Genomic DNA, 15,735 nt, shown 5'->3' with positions numbered 1-15,735 from the left:
TATCGACGCATTAGTCATGTCCTCAAGCCCCCGGATGTACTGATCAGAGGGGTGACAACTTTCCTGAAACTGGGGGGCTCGAACTGTAATGGTGACGTTTCCAGTGCGATCTCGCTGGATGGAATAAAGCTTTTCTTGAAGTACGTTCCGGAGATGTTGGGTCATCTCCCGCTCCTGCCTGCTGGGATTACGGATCGCGGAGGAAAGCAACCGGATTCCCAGGCCAGCCGTGCCAAGGATGCCCAGAGGACCCATTACAAAGGTGAGCCCAGGCACCAGCATCAGTGCAATTGCCAAGAAAACGGAAACCGGCAGGGCTCCAGCTGCCATTAAGCCACTGGTCTGCAAAATCTGAATCAGTCGATCTTTTCTTACCTGTGGACTGCCATTGATCAGTTCGTCGCGATAAGTGAGAAGTTGATCAACTGCCGCGATGGCAGCTGAGTAGACGCTGGCTTCCACCGCATTTCCCAGTGTTCGCTGCCAAAACTCAGGCGTCTGGGCAGCGGCAAGCAAAGCATCAATATGGTTATCAACGCTGGCATGAGCTCGCTCGTGCCACGACATATCTACCGAGTTTCGGCTGTTGTTGATGGTGCCGTCTTCCCAGATCGCATTTGCTGGATTCGAGGCGAGATGGGGCGCATTGGACTGGCTCTGGATGTGGGACCACTCCTTGCCTCTGGCATCGCCTCCCTTCAGGAAGGCATCGACAGCCGCTGTGCCGTAGTTTTCAAGATCACCGGGGAGTTTTGCGACGAGATCAGCAATGGCAATGCCATGGTTTGATGCCGCTGAGGTGATTCGACTCACCAGTTGGGGATCGAGAGCGAAGTTATTCAGCTCGCTCAGCGAGGCCGCGACTGATCCAGCTGCAACGGCAAGTGCTTGACCGCTCTTGTCTAATCCCTGCCGCATCTTCCTGGCTGCGGTGACGCCTGCTGCCAGCCCAATGCCGGTGAGTTTTGAAAGGTCAGCCACAATGCCAAAACTTGAGCCCCGCTCTAATTTTACCTCCTACCACGAGAACCCCCAGCGGCTAGGCCGTTTTGGCCACCTGGCAGTTCATACCTGGAGTCTGCTCGTACTCCCCTTGCTCTAACTGAACTACTTTGACCGGTAACGAAGTGCTGCCTTTTGGCTCACGCTTGCAGATTCCGCCGGCTCCACCCTGTGATGGTGGACTCCACGTTCTCCAGATGCCACTGGAGCGGCCCCCGGCCCTGGGTGCAGCCCCAGCGGCGGTAGTGCTTGCCCGGGGTGAGCACCCCCCGCAGCCGTAGCTGACGGAGGGTCTCGCGGCTCATCCCAAGAGCAGCGCAAGCTTCGGCCGTCGTCACCCAGACCCGGTGACGTCCGGATGGGGGTGGCGTCGTGTGGTTCTCCATCAGGCCAGCTCCCGGAGCACGCTGACCACGGCGGGATTCCAGAGGATCTGGTAGCCGCTGTGGCCGCCGCGGCAATAGGGCAGGGCTTCTGCCCAATGCTGGCCGGCATTGGTGAGTTCCCATTCCCCACGCTGATTGCGGATCTGCAGCCCGCAGGCTGCGAGGTGTTGGTTCGTGTCCTTGGCTTTCATCCCCAACAGCTGCCCGAGCCCCGTGGCATTGAGTGAGCAGATCGGGTCCTCCGCTGCCGGCAGGGCTCGCCGCAGGGATTCGGTCGCCAGCCCAGTGTTTTCCTGAATGCAGGTGAGCGTTGCTGCCATGGCGATACCGGGTTTCACGCCGGGGACCTGGGCGACGGCCTGACCAATCAGCAACAGAGCCCCGACGCTGTCCTGCTTGTCTGAGGGCAAGGATGCCGGCGTGGGCGCGAGGCCAGGCACGGAATAGCGCCCTGTCCGGCGGATCGCCGGCAAAACCTCGTGTGTGACCCAACGCTTGAAGCGCCTGGCCTCCGGCTTGCGGCTGCCGAGAACCAAGGTGTAGAGACCAGGTTCATTCACCGTGGCCACGGCCTGCACACCGCCAGGGGTGTCAGTTGAAATGACACCCTTCTCGTCGGCATCCAGTCGGGTCGTGGCCTGACGAGGATTGCCGATCCCCAGCACGCTGCAGACATCGGTGGCGACAAACCAGGGGTCGCCGTGCTCGTCAGCGAAGACGCGGAGCTGGTTGCCTTCGAAGTCAAAGGGAACAATGGCGCTTGAAGTTGTGTTGTTCATCGGGCTGAAAGCGGTGTGATGGGTGGAACCTCACCGGCATCACTGCCGGCATCGGGGCGGAAGACGGTGTTGGTGCTGGCCATTGGTCGCGGCGGCACGGGCCCGGCGAGCACGAGCAGCAGGGTGCTCAGCTGAAACGCCAGCCCCAGCAGCACCAAGCCGCGCAGCCCGGCAAGGCTGGAGGCCGTGACCATGACGGTTGGCCGGCGGGTGCGGCAGAAGGCAGGGAGCTGGGGAGCGGGCCGGTGAGGGGGCCTGCCGCTCCAGGCCCCGGGGTTGATGCCCTGACGATCGAGCGGCATCAGAACAACTCCTCGCCGTCGTCTGCAGCGCCAGTGTTCCAATCACCGGCACCACTACCGGCGGTGGTGTAGCCCTCGACCTCCTCAAAGCCATCGGTGGGATCGACCTGCTCGTACGGCACGAACTCGACGACCTGAACGGCACGCGGCTGGAAGGTCATGCCGCAGCCGTTTTCGCCATCCCAGTCGTAGATGTCGAAGGCGACAACCACCTTGGAGCCGTTTCCGATAGCGGCCCCGTCCCAGGGCTGCTTCCTGGCATCGACGATGCGGGGGCCATCAGAAAGAGAGCCATCGCGTCGCTGGAATTGCGGCACCTTGAAGCGCACCACGGTGATGTCGCTCGGCTTCTCCTTGTCGGGCTTCCAGGGGAAGCCCTTCTCGGCTCGGCGCTTGCGGCTGCCGTGCAGGGCGATGAACTGGTCCTCCATCGCCAGAAGGAAGGACTGGGCCTTCTCGTCCCTATTTGGGAGCAGTAGGTCTGCTGTCCAGGCCTTGGGTTTGCTCTTGTCGAGCTGATGCCGGGGGGTGATCAGGTGGGCCCAACGCACTTCGGCGAGGGGGCTGCGAAAAATGTCTTTAGCCATCGGATGAATCGGTGGAAATCGGGTGTTGATCGAACGGGGGCAGGGGCGGCAAGCCAAAGCGCTCGCGCAGCAGGTGATGCACCGCTCCGCTGGCGGAGAGGTTGTGGGTCTCCATCACCTCGCGGAGCCGCAGGTACACATCGGTGCGCACCTGGGTCTGGATGAAATGGCGACCAGCCTGAGAACGGGGTTGCTCGCCGTAGCGGCGTGGCGGCCGGGGGCGATGTCTCTCGCTCATGGGCCTGGTTCCACAGGAGCTTCCGCCTGCACCTGGCCCTGCGCTTCTTCGAGGAAGAGCTCGATGAACAAGCTGTGCTGCCGCTGGGTGATGCGATCACCGATGGAGCGGGCGTTGCGCGGCACCTGGAAGTGCTCGCGGAAGGCTTTGGTCAGCTCCTGACGTGTCGCCTGGGGCAGTTCGAGGACGCGGCGGTGGACCTCGCCGACCTCCTCAGGGGAGAGCGGGGCCAGGGCTGGATCAGCGTCTGCAGAAGTGCCGTCATCCGTGGATTCAGCCAGTGGGACTGGATCCTGTGGAGACGGATCGTCGGCTTGCTGATCGGGGCAAGTCTTCTGCGGAGCGACCACGTCAGACTTGTCGGCAGCCTGATCTTCTGCAGCAGCACAGGGCTGTACAGCCCGAGCTTGTGCAGACACAGGAATGCCCAGCAGCATCGCCAGCATCAGGCCGGTCGTTTCGGCCAGGTCGCTGGCCTCATCGGCCCAGTACTCGCTGCAGAGCTCGGCTCCGGCGACGTGCATCACCGTGACCTGCAGCCTGGAGCGCCCTTGCTGCTCACGCAAATGAGCGGACCAGCTGATCCCGCGGCGGAAGGCGGGGCGGGCTGCGTGCACCACCTCCGCCAGATCGCCAGCGGTGATGGGGGACACCTCGGCCTGAAAACTGGCTAGGGCAAGGGTGAGCTGTTGCTCGGGGGTGGCGTCGGCCAGGACGGCCGGCGGCGCCTCAATGCCGGCCTCTGGAGGCCTGGGGGGTGGAGCCATGACGGATCGAATCGGGCGGTTGCCCGCTGATCCGAAAATTAGCACTGTTCTCTGATAGCCGCACTAACAGCGGCTGTTAATTCCTAGCCATCAGGCCTTGACTGGCTTCTTGCCTCTGCGGCCGTTGGGCTTGGTGTCTTTCCTGTTGGCCGCCTCCCACTGGTCCAGCCAGCGCTTGGGCAGGTAAAGGTCGCTCTCGACCCACAGTGGAGCCAGCTCCTCCGGCTTGTAGTCACCGAAGCCCGTGAGGACGGCAAAGAAGCGCTTGCGATGCTCTTCGCTCGCCTCAACCGCCAGGGAGCTGAGGGCATCGCTTGGTTCGAGGCCGCATTCGTCGACGACCCGGCGCATCTGGTTGCGCCACTTACTGGATAGCTCCGTGGCCTTGCGCTGACCAACGGTCGGTGCGGGCGTGGTGCGGAACGCTGCCGGCACATCTCTTAGGCCGCAGTAGCAGGCCCAGAGCTCCAGGGGCGTCCAAGCCGGGGATTCGTCGTCTCCCAGCGGGATGGCGTTCTCGAGCTTCTCCTTGATCGCCTGGCTCTTGACCGGGCCCCAGTCCTTCTCGGCGATGCGGCGGTTCAGCTCGCCCAGCTGCCAGAAGGCTTTCTGGCGCAGCTCGCCGGCCTTGCCCTGCTCGATCACCGAGAGGTTGCCGTAGCTGATTGCCTCAAAGCCCGCTTCTTCCGCCCAGCTGCAGGCGGTGTACTGGGTCCAGCCGTTGGTTCTTCGCCAGTTCAGCAGCATCCGACCGAACGCTGTGCGGTTCTCCTCCTGGCGCTCAAGCAGCTCCGCGTAGGTGATGGCCACGTTCAGGATCCTGAATGGGATTTTCCGAACCATACGGCAAGCTTGGCACTCCTAGTCACTTCCTGACACGTCCTGGCATATCAGGTCCGATCCTGTCCGAGCCTCTGCAGGATGTGCTTGGCAAGCTGCCCAGTCATCACCTTCCCTGTCTCTGCCTGCAATCTCAGAGCAAGGGTGTAGGGGTGCTCGTCTGGGTGGGCCTGTGCGAGACGCCTCAGCCGCTGCTGCAGTTCTGCCGGATCCATCAGTGTCCCAGCAGCACTTGCCTCGGGGTGCAAAGCAGCTGTTCGGCCTCCTCCACGGAGCGGCAGACCGCTGCTACGCCACCGAGCTCCTGAACGAGCCTCAGGAAGGCCCGCTGCTCCGAGCTGAGTACGCCCTGGGCTGTCTTGACCTCCAGGGCGACGAACTGGGCGAGCCGCTGTCCGACCAGCTCGGGCGTGATCTCCAGCGCGCGCAGGCCGATCAGGTCACTGCTGCCAGTGCACAGCCCGAAGCGCACGAAGCGCCCCTGCTGGTCGACTAGGGCGCCGGTGTTGTTGCGCCAGAGCCGCACCGGACCGCGGCCGCAGGCCAGGCGAATGCGCTGCTGGATCTCGTGTTCGCTAGGGGAGGAGGCCATGCCTCCTGTTGCCGGGCGGGATTACTCGTAGTGGCTCCAGAGGCGCAGCACCTTCACGATCCGCTCCTCCTCCAGCACCTGGTAGACGAGACGGTGCTGGATGTTGATGCGCCTTGAGCAGGCCCCTCGCAGATCGCCGACCAGGGCCTCGTAGGGAGGTGGCTGCTGATAGGGGTCAACGGCCAGGATGTCCAGCAGGCCCTGAGCTTTCTGCTTGAGAGCAGGGGATGCGGAAGCGAGTTTGCGGGCGTCCTTCTGGGCCTGCTTGGTGAAAAGAACAGTCCAGCTCACCAGCCCGGTTCGCTGCTCAGTTCGCTCACCTCAGTGGCCATGCCTTCAAGGATCGACTCACGCATGCCCGGGATCGAGACCAGATGCAGGGTCTCCTGGATGGCGCGCCAGTCGTCTTCGGACAGCAGCACGGCGTTGCTGCGCTTGCCGGTGATCTGCACAGGCTCGTGGGACTGCCCCACCTCGTCGATCAGGGCATAGAGCCGCTTGCGGGCTTCTGTGGCGGACACGGTGGTCATGACATGGCCTTCACCCGTACGTCAAAGCGTACTGCTGTTGGCCTTGTTGTGCTGCCTGGCAGCCCAGACGTGTCTGGCCCAGCCGGGTTTGTAGCCGCGCTCCTGCTCGCGCTGCAGCAGCTGCTCGAAGGTCCGGCAACCGGCTGCCGGGTGCGTGCGCCGGGGCCGTTGCTGCTGGTTGGGTTTGGGCCGATGGCGGGTCCCCGTGACTTCAACAAGCTCGCCCTCAAGCTGCTGGAGCCCGCGGCGCTGCTCATCGCGTTCCTCGACAAGAAACAGGTGGCCACATTCCGGGCACACCTGCGCAGCAGTGGGGCAGCTGCAGAAACACACCGGGCAGTCCTTGATCGGGATCGAGACTCCTTCGCGGCGCCTGCGGCCGGCCAGGTTCCATTCGCGCTCATCGGTGGGCAGGCCGTGGCGATGGGCGTTGCCGACGTGATCAAGGATCACCGCCTCGCTCTTCCCTGGCGCGGGACGCAAGGCCCGGCCAACCATCTGCAGATAGAGGCCCAAGGAAGCGGTTGGCCGCATCAGGATTGCGCCGCCGACTGAGGGGATGTCAGTGCCCTCGGAAATGATCATGCAGCTGGTGAGCACCTCCACCTCGCCGGTGCCGAGCCCGGCGATCAGGCGTTTGCGTTCCTCGGCAGGGGTGCCGCCGCTCACCGACGCGGCCCGGATTCCCGCAGCGCGGAAGGCGCCGGCCATCTGCTCGGCGTGCTCGATGGTGCAGCAGAAGCAGATCGCCGTTCCCGGGTGCAGTCGATGGCGGTAGTGGGACACCGCATCGCCGATGGCGGCCCGGTCCCCGAAGGCCTGAGCCGCCTGCTCAAGGTTGTATTCGCCCATCCGCGGGCGCAGCTTGCTGTTCCTGGCTCCAGGCCAGGAGAACACCGTGGGGCGGGCCAGCCAGCCATGCTCCACCAGCCAGGCCGCTGAGGGCCCCAGCACCAGGGCCTCGAAATAGCCGCCGGCCTCTACGCCCAACCCCTTGCCGTCGAGGCGCTCGGGGGTGGCGGTCTTGCCGATCAGGTGGGCGCCTGGCCAGGCCTCGATGATCCGGCCCCAGACGTTGCCGGCCACCAGGTGGTGGGCCTCGTCCTGAATGATCAGATTCGGCGGCGGCAACTGCTCCAGCCGCCGGGCCAAGGTCTGCACCGAGCCCACCGCCACCTGGCGCCCCTGTAGCCGCATGCCGGGGGAGACCACGTCGGGCACCAACCCCCAAGCCCGCACGGTGCCGGTGAGCTGCTCGATGAGCTCGGCCCGGTGGGCCAGCACCAGCACCCGCCGGCCTTTGCAGGCCGCGCCCTGCACAATCGCCCCGATGGTCTGGCCCTTGCCGGCACCCGTGGGCATCACGGCGCAGACCCGCCGGTGGACTTTGAGAGCGGCGCGGAGGTCGGCCAGTAACTGCTGCTGGTAGTCACGCAGGACGATCGGGGCCATGGGCATGACGACAGGCTTTGCGCTGAGCAGAGGGGCTCAGCAATGTTCAATTTATCAAGCCTTGCCGGGTACGCTTAGGCTGTGCTCAGAACTTCAGGCATTCATGGCTTCCTTTGCGCCGCCTCTGAGCGTCTCCATCACGGAGGCGCAGCTGGCTTGGCTTGATCAGCGCCGCTCCCACGGCGCCCTCAGTCGCTCGGCGGTGCTGCGCCAGGTGATCGATGCCGTGATCGCGGCAGAGCGGACTGGCATGGCCATGCCAGGGCCCGTGTTGGCGACATCCGCTGAACGTCGTTGAGCCGTGGAGACACCCATGGCAAGCGACGTGATGACGGCGGCCTCGGGCCGCTGGCGGGACATCCTTGAGGTGCTTGGGGGGCTGCAAGCCGAGCAGCTCAGCAACCGCCATCAGCCCTGCCCCGCCTGCGGGGGGCGGGACCGGTATCGCTTTGACGATCGGGACGGCAGTGGCTCCTGGTTCTGCAACCAGTGCGGCGGCAAGGACCACCTGGGTGGCGGCGGAACCGGGATGGACCTGCTGATGCGGGTGCGCCGCTGGAGCTTCCGCCAGGCCTGCGAGGAGGTGGAGCGCTACCTGGGCCTGGAGCCGGACGGCACTGGACGGCATCGGCCCCAGCCGGTGAGCACCGGCAACGGCAACGGCGGCAAGCCCTCTGCCGTCACTGGACTTCCAGGTCATGGCAGCCGGCCCTGGCGGCAACCTGAGCTCCCACCTGCTGACGCCCAGCCGCCGGCGTTGGACCAGGGCGCCATCGCCCAGTGGTGTTACCGCAATGCGGCGGGGAACCCGCTGTTCTGGATCCAGCGGCTCTGCCTGGGCGGCAAGGGCCGCAAGGTCTTCCTGCATCGGGTGTGGCTCGATGGCGGTTGGCACCGGCCCAGCCGGCGCGATCCCTTCTCCTGCGAGTGGCCTGCACCCCGGCCGCTCTACGGACTGCCGGGCCTGGGCGAACGCCCCGAGGTACCCGTGCTGGTGGTGGAAGGAGAAGGAACCGCTGATGCCGCTGCCCGGCTATTCCCCGAGCACGTTGTCATCAGCTGGGCCAACGGCACCAACGCCATCGCCAAGGCCGACTGGCAGCCGCTGGCCCCACTGGGGCTGGCGGGGCGGGCGGTGACGCTCTGGCCCGATGCCGACGCGCCTGGCCGCAAGGCCATGGCGCGGCTGGCTTCTCTGTTGAGGGGTCAGGGCTGCCGCGTGCAGCTGGTGGAACCGCCGGCCGAGCTGCCGCAAGGTTGGGATCTGGCCAACGCCGAGTGGAACCCGGCGGAAGCAGCCGAGCACCTGCAGCAGTGGGTGCAGCCCCTACCTGCAGCGGAAGCAGCCGCGGTGGAGGCATCAAACGCTGACGAGCAGGAGCCAGCTTCCGTTGACTCCCCTGCTGGCGGCGGTGGGAGGGAGCCATTCCAGTGCCTCGGCTACGACGGCGAGGCCAGCTACTACCGCTCGGGCCGCACCGGGCAGGTGCTGCGCCTGGCCCGCTCGGCCCACACCGCCACCAATCTGATTGCCCTGGCGCCGCTGGCCCACTGGGAAACCCTCTACCCGAGCCGCACCGGCGTGAACTGGTCGGCGGTGGCCAGCGACCTCTACGAGCGCTCGATCGCCGCCGGGCTGTTCACCCCCGATCGCATCCGCGGGCGCGGGGCCTGGTGGGATGACGGCCGGCCGCTGCTGCACCTCGGCGATCGGCTCGTCACCCCCGAGGGGGAGCACCTGATCACCGCTCCCTTTCGCTCGCGCTACGTCTACCAGCGCATGCCGCGCCTGGATGGGCCGGGCGATGTGGAGCCCCTCTCAGTGCAGGAGGCGGCGGTGATCGTGAGCATCGCCAACCGCTTCCACTGGGATGTGCCTGCTTCCGGCACGCTGCTGGTGGGCTGGGTGGTGCTCAGCCCGATCTGCGGCTCCCTGCGCTGGCGGCCCCACGTCTGGCTGACGGGCGGTGCGGGCTCGGGGAAGAGCGCGATCCTCGATCGCTACATCACCCCCCTGCTGGGCGATTTCGCCCTGCTGGTGAGCGGCTCGACCACAGAAGCCGCCCTGCGCCAGTCGATCTGCTCCGACGCCGTGCCGGTGGTGTTCGATGAGGCCGAAAGCAACGAGCGGCCGGATCAGCAGCGGATGCAGGGGATCCTGTCGCTGGCACGGGTGGCCAGCAGCGAGAGCGGGGCCTCCCTGCTCAAGGGCTCCCCGAGCGGCGAGGTGAGCCGCTACCGGGTGCGCTCGATGTTCCTGCTCAGCTCGATCGCCACTGCTCTCAAGCAGGGGGCCGATCGCAGCCGCTTTGCCCAGCTCACCCTGCGCAACCCCGCCGAGCTGCCCAAAGGTGAGCGTGAAATGCACTGGGCCTCGCTGGATCGGGACCTCGATCGCCACATCTCCAGCGAGCTGGGCCGGCGGCTGATCGCCCGCACCGTGGGCCTGATCCCGATGATCCGCCAGGCGGAAGGGGTGTTCACCAGGGCGGCGGCGCGGCACTTCGACTCCCAGCGCCTGGGGGATCAGTACGGCACCTTGATGGCCGGGGCCTGGTCGCTGCTCAGCGATGTGGTGCCCACCCAGGAGGAGGCCGAGCAGTGCATCGCCTGCCACGACTGGGAGAGCTACAGCCAGAGCACCGAGCTCAGCGATGAGCAGCGCTGCATCCAGACGATCCTGCAGCACCCGTTGCGGGTGGAGTGCCCCGATCGCACCGTCACCCGCACGATCGGTGAGCTGGTGGAGCTTGCCGCCCACCAGGCCCATGACCTGGAGATCAGCGCCGAGCTGGCAGCGCAATCCCTGGCCCGCCAGGGATTGCGGCTGGAGCCGCCCCATCTGCTGGTGAGCAACACGGCCGAGCCGGTGGCGCAGATCCTGCGGGAGACGGCCTGGGCCCATGGCTGGGCGGTGGTGCTGTTGCGCCTGGCCGGTGCCCAGCGCCGCGGGCCGGTGCGCTTCTGCGGTGCCGGCATGGTCACGCGGGCGGTGGCGATACCACTGGCGGTTCTCTGAGCCCGAGCGTCACAGCCATGACACCCCGCAACACCCCACCGTTATGCCCAGATCGACTGCAGCGCAGCCGATCCCAGCGGCTGTAACGCTGTGACGCTTTTCGGCGGGGATAGACACCCTCACACACACATAGGCACCCATGCACACCTGCGTAAAGACACACTGCTGCTTGCTAATGCTTCTGTTTAGAGAAAGAGAGTTACAACGTCACGGGGCCTGCTCAATCCCAGCTCTGGAGCGGGATTTCGGCTGTGACGCCCACCGTCACGGGCTGTTGCAGGGGAAACGGCCATGCTGACCGCCACCTGGCTGGAGCCCATCCCCGGCCTCTGGCGGGATGAGGCGGCCCACCGCTACTGGCTGGGGAATCACCTGTTCCCGGTGTCGATCACGGGCGTGCTGGCCCATGGCCTCAGCGAGACCGCCAAGCGCTCGATTGAGGCCAAGCGGCCGATCTGGGAGCCGCGCGGCACCACCGTGCACGCAGCCCTGGAGGGCTACAGCCAGGCCCGCTTCCTGGTGGGCAAGAGTGCCAGCGAGGCCCTGCTCGATACCGAGACTCTCCCTGGCCATCACCAGTACCGGGACTGGATCCTGCCGCTGCTGCAGCTGCCGCTCTGGGAGGAGGTGCGGGTAATCGCCAGCGAGCGGCTCACCTGCTGCCTCACCCGCAACGTGGCCGGGGCCTTCGATGGCGCCTACGTGTCCCCGGCGCTGAGCGAGCGGCGGGGACGCGAGGTGCGGGTGCTCTACGACCTCAAGACCCTCTCGGCCCACGGCCGGCCCTACTCCACCGCCGCCCAGCTCGGCGGCTACATGGTGCTGGAGACCGCCCAGGGAAACCACTACGAGCTGGGCCAGACGATCTGGAGCAAGCCCGGCGAAGCCTCTTGCAGCACCTTTTACAGCCGTGAGCAGTGCCTGGCGGCCTGGGCTGCCGCCTGGAGCGGTTACTGCTTCGCCCACAGGCCCTTCTGAGTACGGGGGGAGACTGGTTAGGAATTAACAGCCCTTGTGATTGCGGCTCTTAGACCAGAGCCCATACAGTGAAGCCCCTGGTGGGCTCTGGCCTGCAGGCCTCTGAACGCCGTGCTCATGGTGATGCCTGCTGCCACTGCTGAAGCCGCTCCTGCGCCGTCAGGCGCACCAAGTGGTGCGACGGATGGGGCCGACGCCATCGATGCACTGCTCGATGCTGTCACCGCGATCAAGACGCAGCAGAAGCAACTGGAGCAGCAGCTCGAACCGCTGCTAGACGCCCTCAGCGATGCCATGGTGACCGGCCAGCTGGATCCCTCCTTCTCCCACAACGACTGGGCCTTTGCCCACAGCAGCGGGCGGCTGAGCTACGCGTTCCCGGCTGCGGTGCAGCAGATCGAGCAGCAGCTCAAGGCCGCAAAGGACGCGGCAATCCAGCAGGGGAGTGCGACGGAGAAGCGCGGCAAGCCCTTCTGGACCATCCGCCCCCCGAAGACCCAGGACCAACCGTTCTGAGCTGATGCCGCCGCGTACCAACGCTCTGCCTTCTGCCGATCCAGTGGAGGAGCTGCGCGCTGCGGCCAGCGCAGAGGACGACAACGGCCAGCCGCTGCATGAGCCCACCGATCCGGCCAGGCCGATCGGCCATGCCAATCCACCGCGCCGCCCCAAGGGCGTGGCGGTTCAACTCACCCCCAGGCCCTCGCGGCTGGAGGTGGAACGGCGCATTGCTCAGGCACAGCTCTGGGTGGCTCAGCGCCTACCTCTGGTGCAGATCATTGAAAATGCTCGTGAGAACTGGGGAATCCACAACACCCAGACGGTCAACCGATACCTGAACTTGGCGCGTGAGCGCATGGTTCAGGAGCTGATCTCTGACCGCCGCCGTCATCAGGCTGAGCAGATCTTTGCCCTCAACGATTGCGCCCGCCGGGCGATGGATGCGGGCCAGTTCAATGCCGCTGTCGGCGCGTTCCGGGTGATCGCTGAGATCGGTGGGCTGCTGCGGGCTCCTCTCAAGGCACCAGACGGGCAGGCAACAGGGGGCAGAAGCTGATGGCCGGTCTGCTTCTCGATCCAACTACCGACCTCTGGGCTGACTGGGGCTTGCTGGATGTTCCTGACCCCTGCCGCCAGCAGCACGGACCCCAAGCCCAGCAGGCCTTTCGGGATTTCATCGTGGCCGCTTATCCCGGCTACGCCTTTCACACCTGGGCCGAGCGACTGATCGCCCTGCTGCAGCGCGTGGCTGATGGGGAGCTCAACCGCCTGATCGTCTGCTGCCCCCCGCGGCTGGGCAAGTCGCTGCTGGTGTCGAAGCTGTTCCCTGCCTACTGGGTGAGCCGTTACCCCACACGCTTCTGCGCGATCGCCTCCTATTCGGCGGAGCTGGCCTATGCCCATAGCCGTGAGGCGCGGCACTACTACCGCGCCGTCGGTCACCCCCTCTCCAAGGACTCCACCGCTGTGGGCAACTGGCTCACCCCCGAGCGCGGCGGGTGCATCGCTGCCGGCGTGCGCGGGCCGTTCACAGGCAAGGGCTACGCCCTTGGGATCATCGATGACCCCTACAAGGGCCCAGAAGATGCCAACTCCGCCAGCCAACGCCAAAAGCTGATCGAGTGGTTCCAGTCCGTCTGGCTCACCCGCGCTGAACCAGGGGTGAACGGCAGTGCAGGAGCCGCGCAGGTGGTGGTGCTGACCCGCTGGCACCAGGACGATCTGATCGGCTGGCTGCTGGAGCAGGAGAGCGGCGATGCACCGCAGCAGTGGCAGGTGCTGAATCTGCCGGCCATAGCGGAACCGCCCCAGCTGCAGATCCAGTTTCCGGCCACCTGCAGCATCGAGGCGGACTGGCGACAGCCCGGTGAGCCGCTCTGCCCGGAACGGTTCCCGCTGGCGGAGCTCGAGCAGATCCGCATCCGCGCCGGCAGTTACTGGTGGAACGCGCTGTACCAGCAGCGCCCCTCACCGGCAGAGGGCCTGCTGTTCCAACGCGTCTGGATCCGCACCGCTGCGGGCACGCCTGCCCCCGGGCCCCGGGCAAACCAACGGCCCTTTGCAGCGGTGGTGCTGAGCTGCGACCTGAGCTTCAAGGGGGGAGCGGAGAACGACTACTGCGGCTTCTGCCTGCTTGGCCTGTTGCCGGATCCGGAGGCCCGCCACCCGGTGGCCCAGGCCCAGGCACGGGGTGAGCAGCTCCACCGCAGTGCTTCTCAGGTCAGCCCTTCAGCCGAAGCGAGGAACAACGGTTCCCACCGGATTGAAGTGCTCTGGAGCCAGCACCACCGCCTCGATCTACCGGGCGTGGTCAACTTCCTCGGGCAGACCCTGGGAGCGCTGGGGCAGGGCCAGAGCCCTGATGCGGTGCTGGTGGAGGACGCCGCCAACGGCCCGGCCGTCTGCCAGCTGCTGCGGCGCCAGATCCCTGGCCTGATCGCTGTGCGGCCCACCGGCAGCAAGGTGAGCCGCGCCCATGCCGTGGCCCCGCTGATGGAGGCGGGCCAGTTGGCGTTTCGCCGTGGCAATGACGACCTGATCAGCGAACTGCTGGGTTTTCCCAACGGGCCTCATGACGACCTTGTGGACGCCTTCTGCCAGGGCGTGATCTGGCTGCAGAACCAGCACTGGCGCGGCCAGGGCACGGCCACGCCCCGGCCGCTGCTGTTCTCCCGCTGAGGGACACGACCCCACCTGTTTCTGATGAGCACCTCACCACACACCCACCGCCCCAGGCCCCAGCAGGCCAACGCACGCGTGACAAGATCCGTGCGTGCGCGCGGGCCATTGCGCTCACCTCATGCCGCTGCTGATGCCTTGGTGGTGGAGCACCTGCCCTTTGCAGCGAAAGTGGCGGCCAACTACGCCCGTCGCACCGGCCACCCAAAAGAAGACCTGGAGCAGCTGGCAGCGATCGGGCTGATCAAGGCCTCACGCCGCTACGACATCCACAGACCCGGCCGCAGCCCCAACCACTTCATCGCCTACGCCAGGCCCTTTGTGAACGGCGAGATCACCCATTACCTGCGTGACAAGGGCTTTCTGATCTCAGTGCCGGGCCGCTGGCGGGAGCTGCATGTGCGGGGGCAGAGGTTGTTGGGGGAGGGTCAGCCGCTGGAGGTGATGCTCGGGCGGCTGGGCATCACGCTGGAGCGCTGGCGGGAGATCGGGCATGCCTGCAGCGTGCGAGTGGTGGCGATGGCGGTGCGTGAGATGGATCCAGAGCTGGAGTGAGCAGTGAGCTGGTCGGGGTCAGATTTCCTCAACGCCGATCAGGAAATGCGGCGGCGTAGATATCCGCAAGGTCGTCGTGATAGCCCCAGCCAATACCCGAAGATGAGCGCACAACCTCTCCCAACCGCTCCATGAAGGACGCCTGCAGGTCTACGGGCAGACTGCAGATCACCTCGGCGGCGCGGCGGGCCATGGCCACCAAGGCGCTGTAGAAGCTCGCATCGATGTCGCCGTATTCCAGCGTGAAGGCATTGCCCTGCTCGAGGAAGAACACCATCAGGTCGGCATGGGCGACCGGATCAGCAACCGCCTTGCAGAAATCCGCAACAGCCTTTTTGGCCTTGGCGACCTGCAGAGGGCGATCGCGCGACACATCTGGCTTCAGGCATTCAGCGATGACCTTCTTGCAATCCGCCATAGCGGCTTCCGCATCCGCGAAGCGGGCATGGAGGAAGGCCTGATTGCCCTTGGAGAGGCGATACAGCTCACCGACCAGGCTGAGCAGCTCTTTTGGGCTCAGCTCAGAAGCAGCGGATTTAACGGTTGACCACGTTGGCTTGGACATGATCAAGAGTGATCAAGGAGAAAAGAATTGTGGTCGAACTCTCCAACTTAGTGGCGGGCTACAGCCTACGCTTTGTCAGATGAGTCAAGATTTCCCGCCCGCTGCAGTAGGGTGTTTGACTGTGATTCAGAGTTTTGCTTAATCTTACTCATCAGATCACCCATGGCAGGAGCTTTCAATGAAGCCAAGCTACTCTTGATAAGCCACAAAAGAGAAAGCAGCCCAACCAAAAAGAATATAGCGCTCCAAGTATCGGCGCTAAAGAATGCTTGCTTAAAAGTTGCAGTTGAAAAAGTAGCTACGACTGTAATCAGCAGGCTCAGAGGCGCAATCCAGTCTTTCCTGCGTTCAAGATTCTTCAGGTACCTCTCCAGGACCAGCTCAAGCCTATCCGATGTGATGATTATTATTTCTTGACTGGTATTGTCATGCACCTTGGTTACTGGGGCATTGACGTTGCTATA

21 protein-coding genes are annotated in these 15,735 nt (G+C 65.3%); 7 read left to right on the top strand and 14 right to left on the bottom strand.

Going from position 1 to position 15,735, the window contains the following annotated elements; genetic code table 11:
• The 12 genes from AC01FP_RS13165 to AC01FP_RS13110 form a co-directional block, all read right to left on the bottom strand.
• The coding region (locus AC01FP_RS13165; RefSeq protein ID WP_474480832.1) for a hypothetical protein at positions 1–981 on the bottom strand (981 nt) is incomplete at its 3' end.
• Positions 982–1,142: 161 nt separating this feature from the next.
• On the bottom strand, positions 1,143–1,388 hold the full coding sequence (locus AC01FP_RS13160) for a helix-turn-helix domain-containing protein (protein ID WP_474480830.1): 246 nt from the start codon (positions 1,386–1,388) through the stop codon (positions 1,143–1,145).
• Positions 1,388–2,167 (bottom strand): BRO-N domain-containing protein, encoded by a 780-nt coding sequence (locus AC01FP_RS13155; RefSeq protein ID WP_474480828.1) that lies wholly within the window; start codon positions 2,165–2,167, stop codon positions 1,388–1,390. The genes AC01FP_RS13160 and AC01FP_RS13155 overlap by 1 nt, the downstream gene beginning before the upstream one ends.
• Entirely contained in the window at positions 2,164–2,469 is a 306-nt protein-coding gene (locus AC01FP_RS13150; RefSeq protein WP_474480826.1) for a hypothetical protein, read from the bottom strand. The genes AC01FP_RS13155 and AC01FP_RS13150 overlap by 4 nt, the downstream gene beginning before the upstream one ends.
• Positions 2,469–3,056 carry a hypothetical protein gene (locus AC01FP_RS13145; protein WP_474480824.1) on the bottom strand — a complete coding sequence of 196 codons (588 nt, stop codon included), beginning with the start codon at positions 3,054–3,056 and terminating at the stop codon, positions 2,469–2,471. Before AC01FP_RS13145 ends, AC01FP_RS13150 begins: the two co-directional genes overlap by 1 nt.
• Positions 3,049–3,294, bottom strand: a complete 246-nt coding sequence (locus AC01FP_RS13140; RefSeq protein WP_474480822.1) for a hypothetical protein — start codon at positions 3,292–3,294, stop codon at positions 3,049–3,051. The genes AC01FP_RS13145 and AC01FP_RS13140 overlap by 8 nt, the downstream gene beginning before the upstream one ends.
• On the bottom strand, positions 3,291–4,061 hold the full coding sequence (locus AC01FP_RS13135) for a hypothetical protein (protein ID WP_474480821.1): 771 nt from the start codon (positions 4,059–4,061) through the stop codon (positions 3,291–3,293). Before AC01FP_RS13135 ends, AC01FP_RS13140 begins: the two co-directional genes overlap by 4 nt.
• Before the next feature lie 90 nt (positions 4,062–4,151).
• Complete coding sequence (locus tag AC01FP_RS13130; RefSeq protein ID WP_474480819.1) at positions 4,152–4,871, bottom strand: helix-turn-helix domain-containing protein; 720 nt, start codon at positions 4,869–4,871, stop codon at positions 4,152–4,154.
• Between the two features lie 244 nt (positions 4,872–5,115).
• Positions 5,116–5,493: a VRR-NUC domain-containing protein gene (locus AC01FP_RS13125; protein WP_474480817.1), complete on the bottom strand. Its 378-nt coding sequence runs from the start codon at positions 5,491–5,493 to the stop codon at positions 5,116–5,118.
• Positions 5,494–5,514: 21 nt separating this feature from the next.
• Entirely contained in the window at positions 5,515–5,784 is a 270-nt protein-coding gene (locus tag AC01FP_RS13120; RefSeq protein ID WP_474480816.1) for a Txe/YoeB family addiction module toxin, read from the bottom strand.
• Positions 5,781–6,023, bottom strand: a complete 243-nt coding sequence (locus AC01FP_RS13115) for a type II toxin-antitoxin system Phd/YefM family antitoxin (RefSeq protein ID WP_474480815.1) — start codon at positions 6,021–6,023, stop codon at positions 5,781–5,783. Before AC01FP_RS13115 ends, AC01FP_RS13120 begins: the two co-directional genes overlap by 4 nt.
• 21 nt (positions 6,024–6,044) lie before the next feature.
• Complete coding sequence (locus tag AC01FP_RS13110; protein ID WP_474480813.1) at positions 6,045–7,475, bottom strand: DEAD/DEAH box helicase; 1,431 nt, start codon at positions 7,473–7,475, stop codon at positions 6,045–6,047.
• Positions 7,476–7,578: 103 nt separating this feature from the next.
• Here AC01FP_RS13110 and AC01FP_RS13105 point away from each other — a divergent pair, with 103 nt between their 5' ends.
• The 7 genes from AC01FP_RS13105 to AC01FP_RS13075 all read left to right on the top strand — a co-directional run bounded on the left by AC01FP_RS13105 (position 7,579) and on the right by AC01FP_RS13075 (position 14,706).
• Positions 7,579–7,773 (top strand): hypothetical protein, encoded by a 195-nt coding sequence (locus AC01FP_RS13105; RefSeq protein WP_474480812.1) that lies wholly within the window; start codon positions 7,579–7,581, stop codon positions 7,771–7,773.
• A gap of 15 nt (positions 7,774–7,788) precedes the next feature.
• Positions 7,789–10,494, top strand: coding sequence for a primase-helicase zinc-binding domain-containing protein (locus AC01FP_RS13100; RefSeq protein ID WP_474480811.1), 2,706 nt, complete (start codon positions 7,789–7,791; stop codon positions 10,492–10,494).
• Positions 10,495–10,785: 291 nt separating this feature from the next.
• Complete coding sequence (locus AC01FP_RS13095; RefSeq protein ID WP_474480809.1) at positions 10,786–11,472, top strand: hypothetical protein; 687 nt, start codon at positions 10,786–10,788, stop codon at positions 11,470–11,472.
• A gap of 117 nt (positions 11,473–11,589) precedes the next feature.
• Positions 11,590–11,988 carry a hypothetical protein gene (locus tag AC01FP_RS13090; RefSeq protein WP_474480808.1) on the top strand — a complete coding sequence of 133 codons (399 nt, stop codon included), beginning with the start codon at positions 11,590–11,592 and terminating at the stop codon, positions 11,986–11,988.
• Positions 11,989–11,992: 4 nt separating this feature from the next.
• Positions 11,993–12,529 (top strand): hypothetical protein, encoded by a 537-nt coding sequence (locus tag AC01FP_RS13085; protein WP_474480807.1) that lies wholly within the window; start codon positions 11,993–11,995, stop codon positions 12,527–12,529.
• Positions 12,529–14,151, top strand: coding sequence for a phage terminase large subunit family protein (locus AC01FP_RS13080; RefSeq protein ID WP_474480805.1), 1,623 nt, complete (start codon positions 12,529–12,531; stop codon positions 14,149–14,151). Before AC01FP_RS13085 ends, AC01FP_RS13080 begins: the two co-directional genes overlap by 1 nt.
• Positions 14,152–14,175: 24 nt before the next feature.
• Positions 14,176–14,706 carry a sigma-70 family RNA polymerase sigma factor gene (locus AC01FP_RS13075; RefSeq protein ID WP_474480803.1) on the top strand — a complete coding sequence of 177 codons (531 nt, stop codon included), beginning with the start codon at positions 14,176–14,178 and terminating at the stop codon, positions 14,704–14,706.
• A 28-nt stretch (positions 14,707–14,734) separates the two neighbouring features.
• Here AC01FP_RS13075 and AC01FP_RS13070 read toward each other — a convergent pair whose 3' ends face one another.
• Positions 14,735–15,271: a hypothetical protein gene (locus AC01FP_RS13070; protein ID WP_474480801.1), complete on the bottom strand. Its 537-nt coding sequence runs from the start codon at positions 15,269–15,271 to the stop codon at positions 14,735–14,737.
• A gap of 65 nt (positions 15,272–15,336) precedes the next feature.
• On the bottom strand, positions 15,337–15,735 hold a 399-nt coding region (locus AC01FP_RS13065; protein ID WP_474480799.1), incomplete at its 5' end, for a hypothetical protein.

Source organism: Cyanobium sp. NIVA-CYA 375, from assembly GCF_056108345.1.
The sequence above is the reverse complement of the archived record's forward strand: the minus strand, read 5'-3'. Positions and strand labels throughout refer to the sequence as shown.

What these genes read in the sequence shown, in the direction of transcription:
- AC01FP_RS13160 (WP_474480830.1), bottom strand. Translation starts at nt 1,388, where the DNA reads ATGGAGAACCACACGACGCCACCCCCATCCGGACGTCACCGGGTCTGG.
- AC01FP_RS13155 (WP_474480828.1), bottom strand. Translation starts at nt 2,167, where the DNA reads ATGAACAACACAACTTCAAGCGCCATTGTTCCCTTTGACTTCGAAGGC.
- AC01FP_RS13150 (WP_474480826.1), bottom strand. Translation starts at nt 2,469, where the DNA reads ATGCCGCTCGATCGTCAGGGCATCAACCCCGGGGCCTGGAGCGGCAGG.
- AC01FP_RS13145 (WP_474480824.1), bottom strand. Translation starts at nt 3,056, where the DNA reads ATGGCTAAAGACATTTTTCGCAGCCCCCTCGCCGAAGTGCGTTGGGCC.
- AC01FP_RS13140 (WP_474480822.1), bottom strand. Translation starts at nt 3,294, where the DNA reads ATGAGCGAGAGACATCGCCCCCGGCCGCCACGCCGCTACGGCGAGCAA.
- AC01FP_RS13135 (WP_474480821.1), bottom strand. Translation starts at nt 4,061, where the DNA reads ATGGCTCCACCCCCCAGGCCTCCAGAGGCCGGCATTGAGGCGCCGCCG.
- AC01FP_RS13125 (WP_474480817.1), bottom strand. Translation starts at nt 5,493, where the DNA reads ATGGCCTCCTCCCCTAGCGAACACGAGATCCAGCAGCGCATTCGCCTG.
- AC01FP_RS13115 (WP_474480815.1), bottom strand. Translation starts at nt 6,023, where the DNA reads ATGACCACCGTGTCCGCCACAGAAGCCCGCAAGCGGCTCTATGCCCTG.
- AC01FP_RS13110 (WP_474480813.1), bottom strand. Translation starts at nt 7,475, where the DNA reads ATGGCCCCGATCGTCCTGCGTGACTACCAGCAGCAGTTACTGGCCGAC.
- AC01FP_RS13105 (WP_474480812.1), top strand. Translation starts at nt 7,579, where the DNA reads ATGGCTTCCTTTGCGCCGCCTCTGAGCGTCTCCATCACGGAGGCGCAG.
- AC01FP_RS13100 (WP_474480811.1), top strand. Translation starts at nt 7,789, where the DNA reads ATGGCAAGCGACGTGATGACGGCGGCCTCGGGCCGCTGGCGGGACATC.
- AC01FP_RS13095 (WP_474480809.1), top strand. Translation starts at nt 10,786, where the DNA reads ATGCTGACCGCCACCTGGCTGGAGCCCATCCCCGGCCTCTGGCGGGAT.
- AC01FP_RS13090 (WP_474480808.1), top strand. Translation starts at nt 11,590, where the DNA reads ATGGTGATGCCTGCTGCCACTGCTGAAGCCGCTCCTGCGCCGTCAGGC.
- AC01FP_RS13085 (WP_474480807.1), top strand. Translation starts at nt 11,993, where the DNA reads ATGCCGCCGCGTACCAACGCTCTGCCTTCTGCCGATCCAGTGGAGGAG.
- AC01FP_RS13080 (WP_474480805.1), top strand. Translation starts at nt 12,529, where the DNA reads ATGGCCGGTCTGCTTCTCGATCCAACTACCGACCTCTGGGCTGACTGG.
- AC01FP_RS13075 (WP_474480803.1), top strand. Translation starts at nt 14,176, where the DNA reads ATGAGCACCTCACCACACACCCACCGCCCCAGGCCCCAGCAGGCCAAC.
- AC01FP_RS13070 (WP_474480801.1), bottom strand. Translation starts at nt 15,271, where the DNA reads ATGTCCAAGCCAACGTGGTCAACCGTTAAATCCGCTGCTTCTGAGCTG.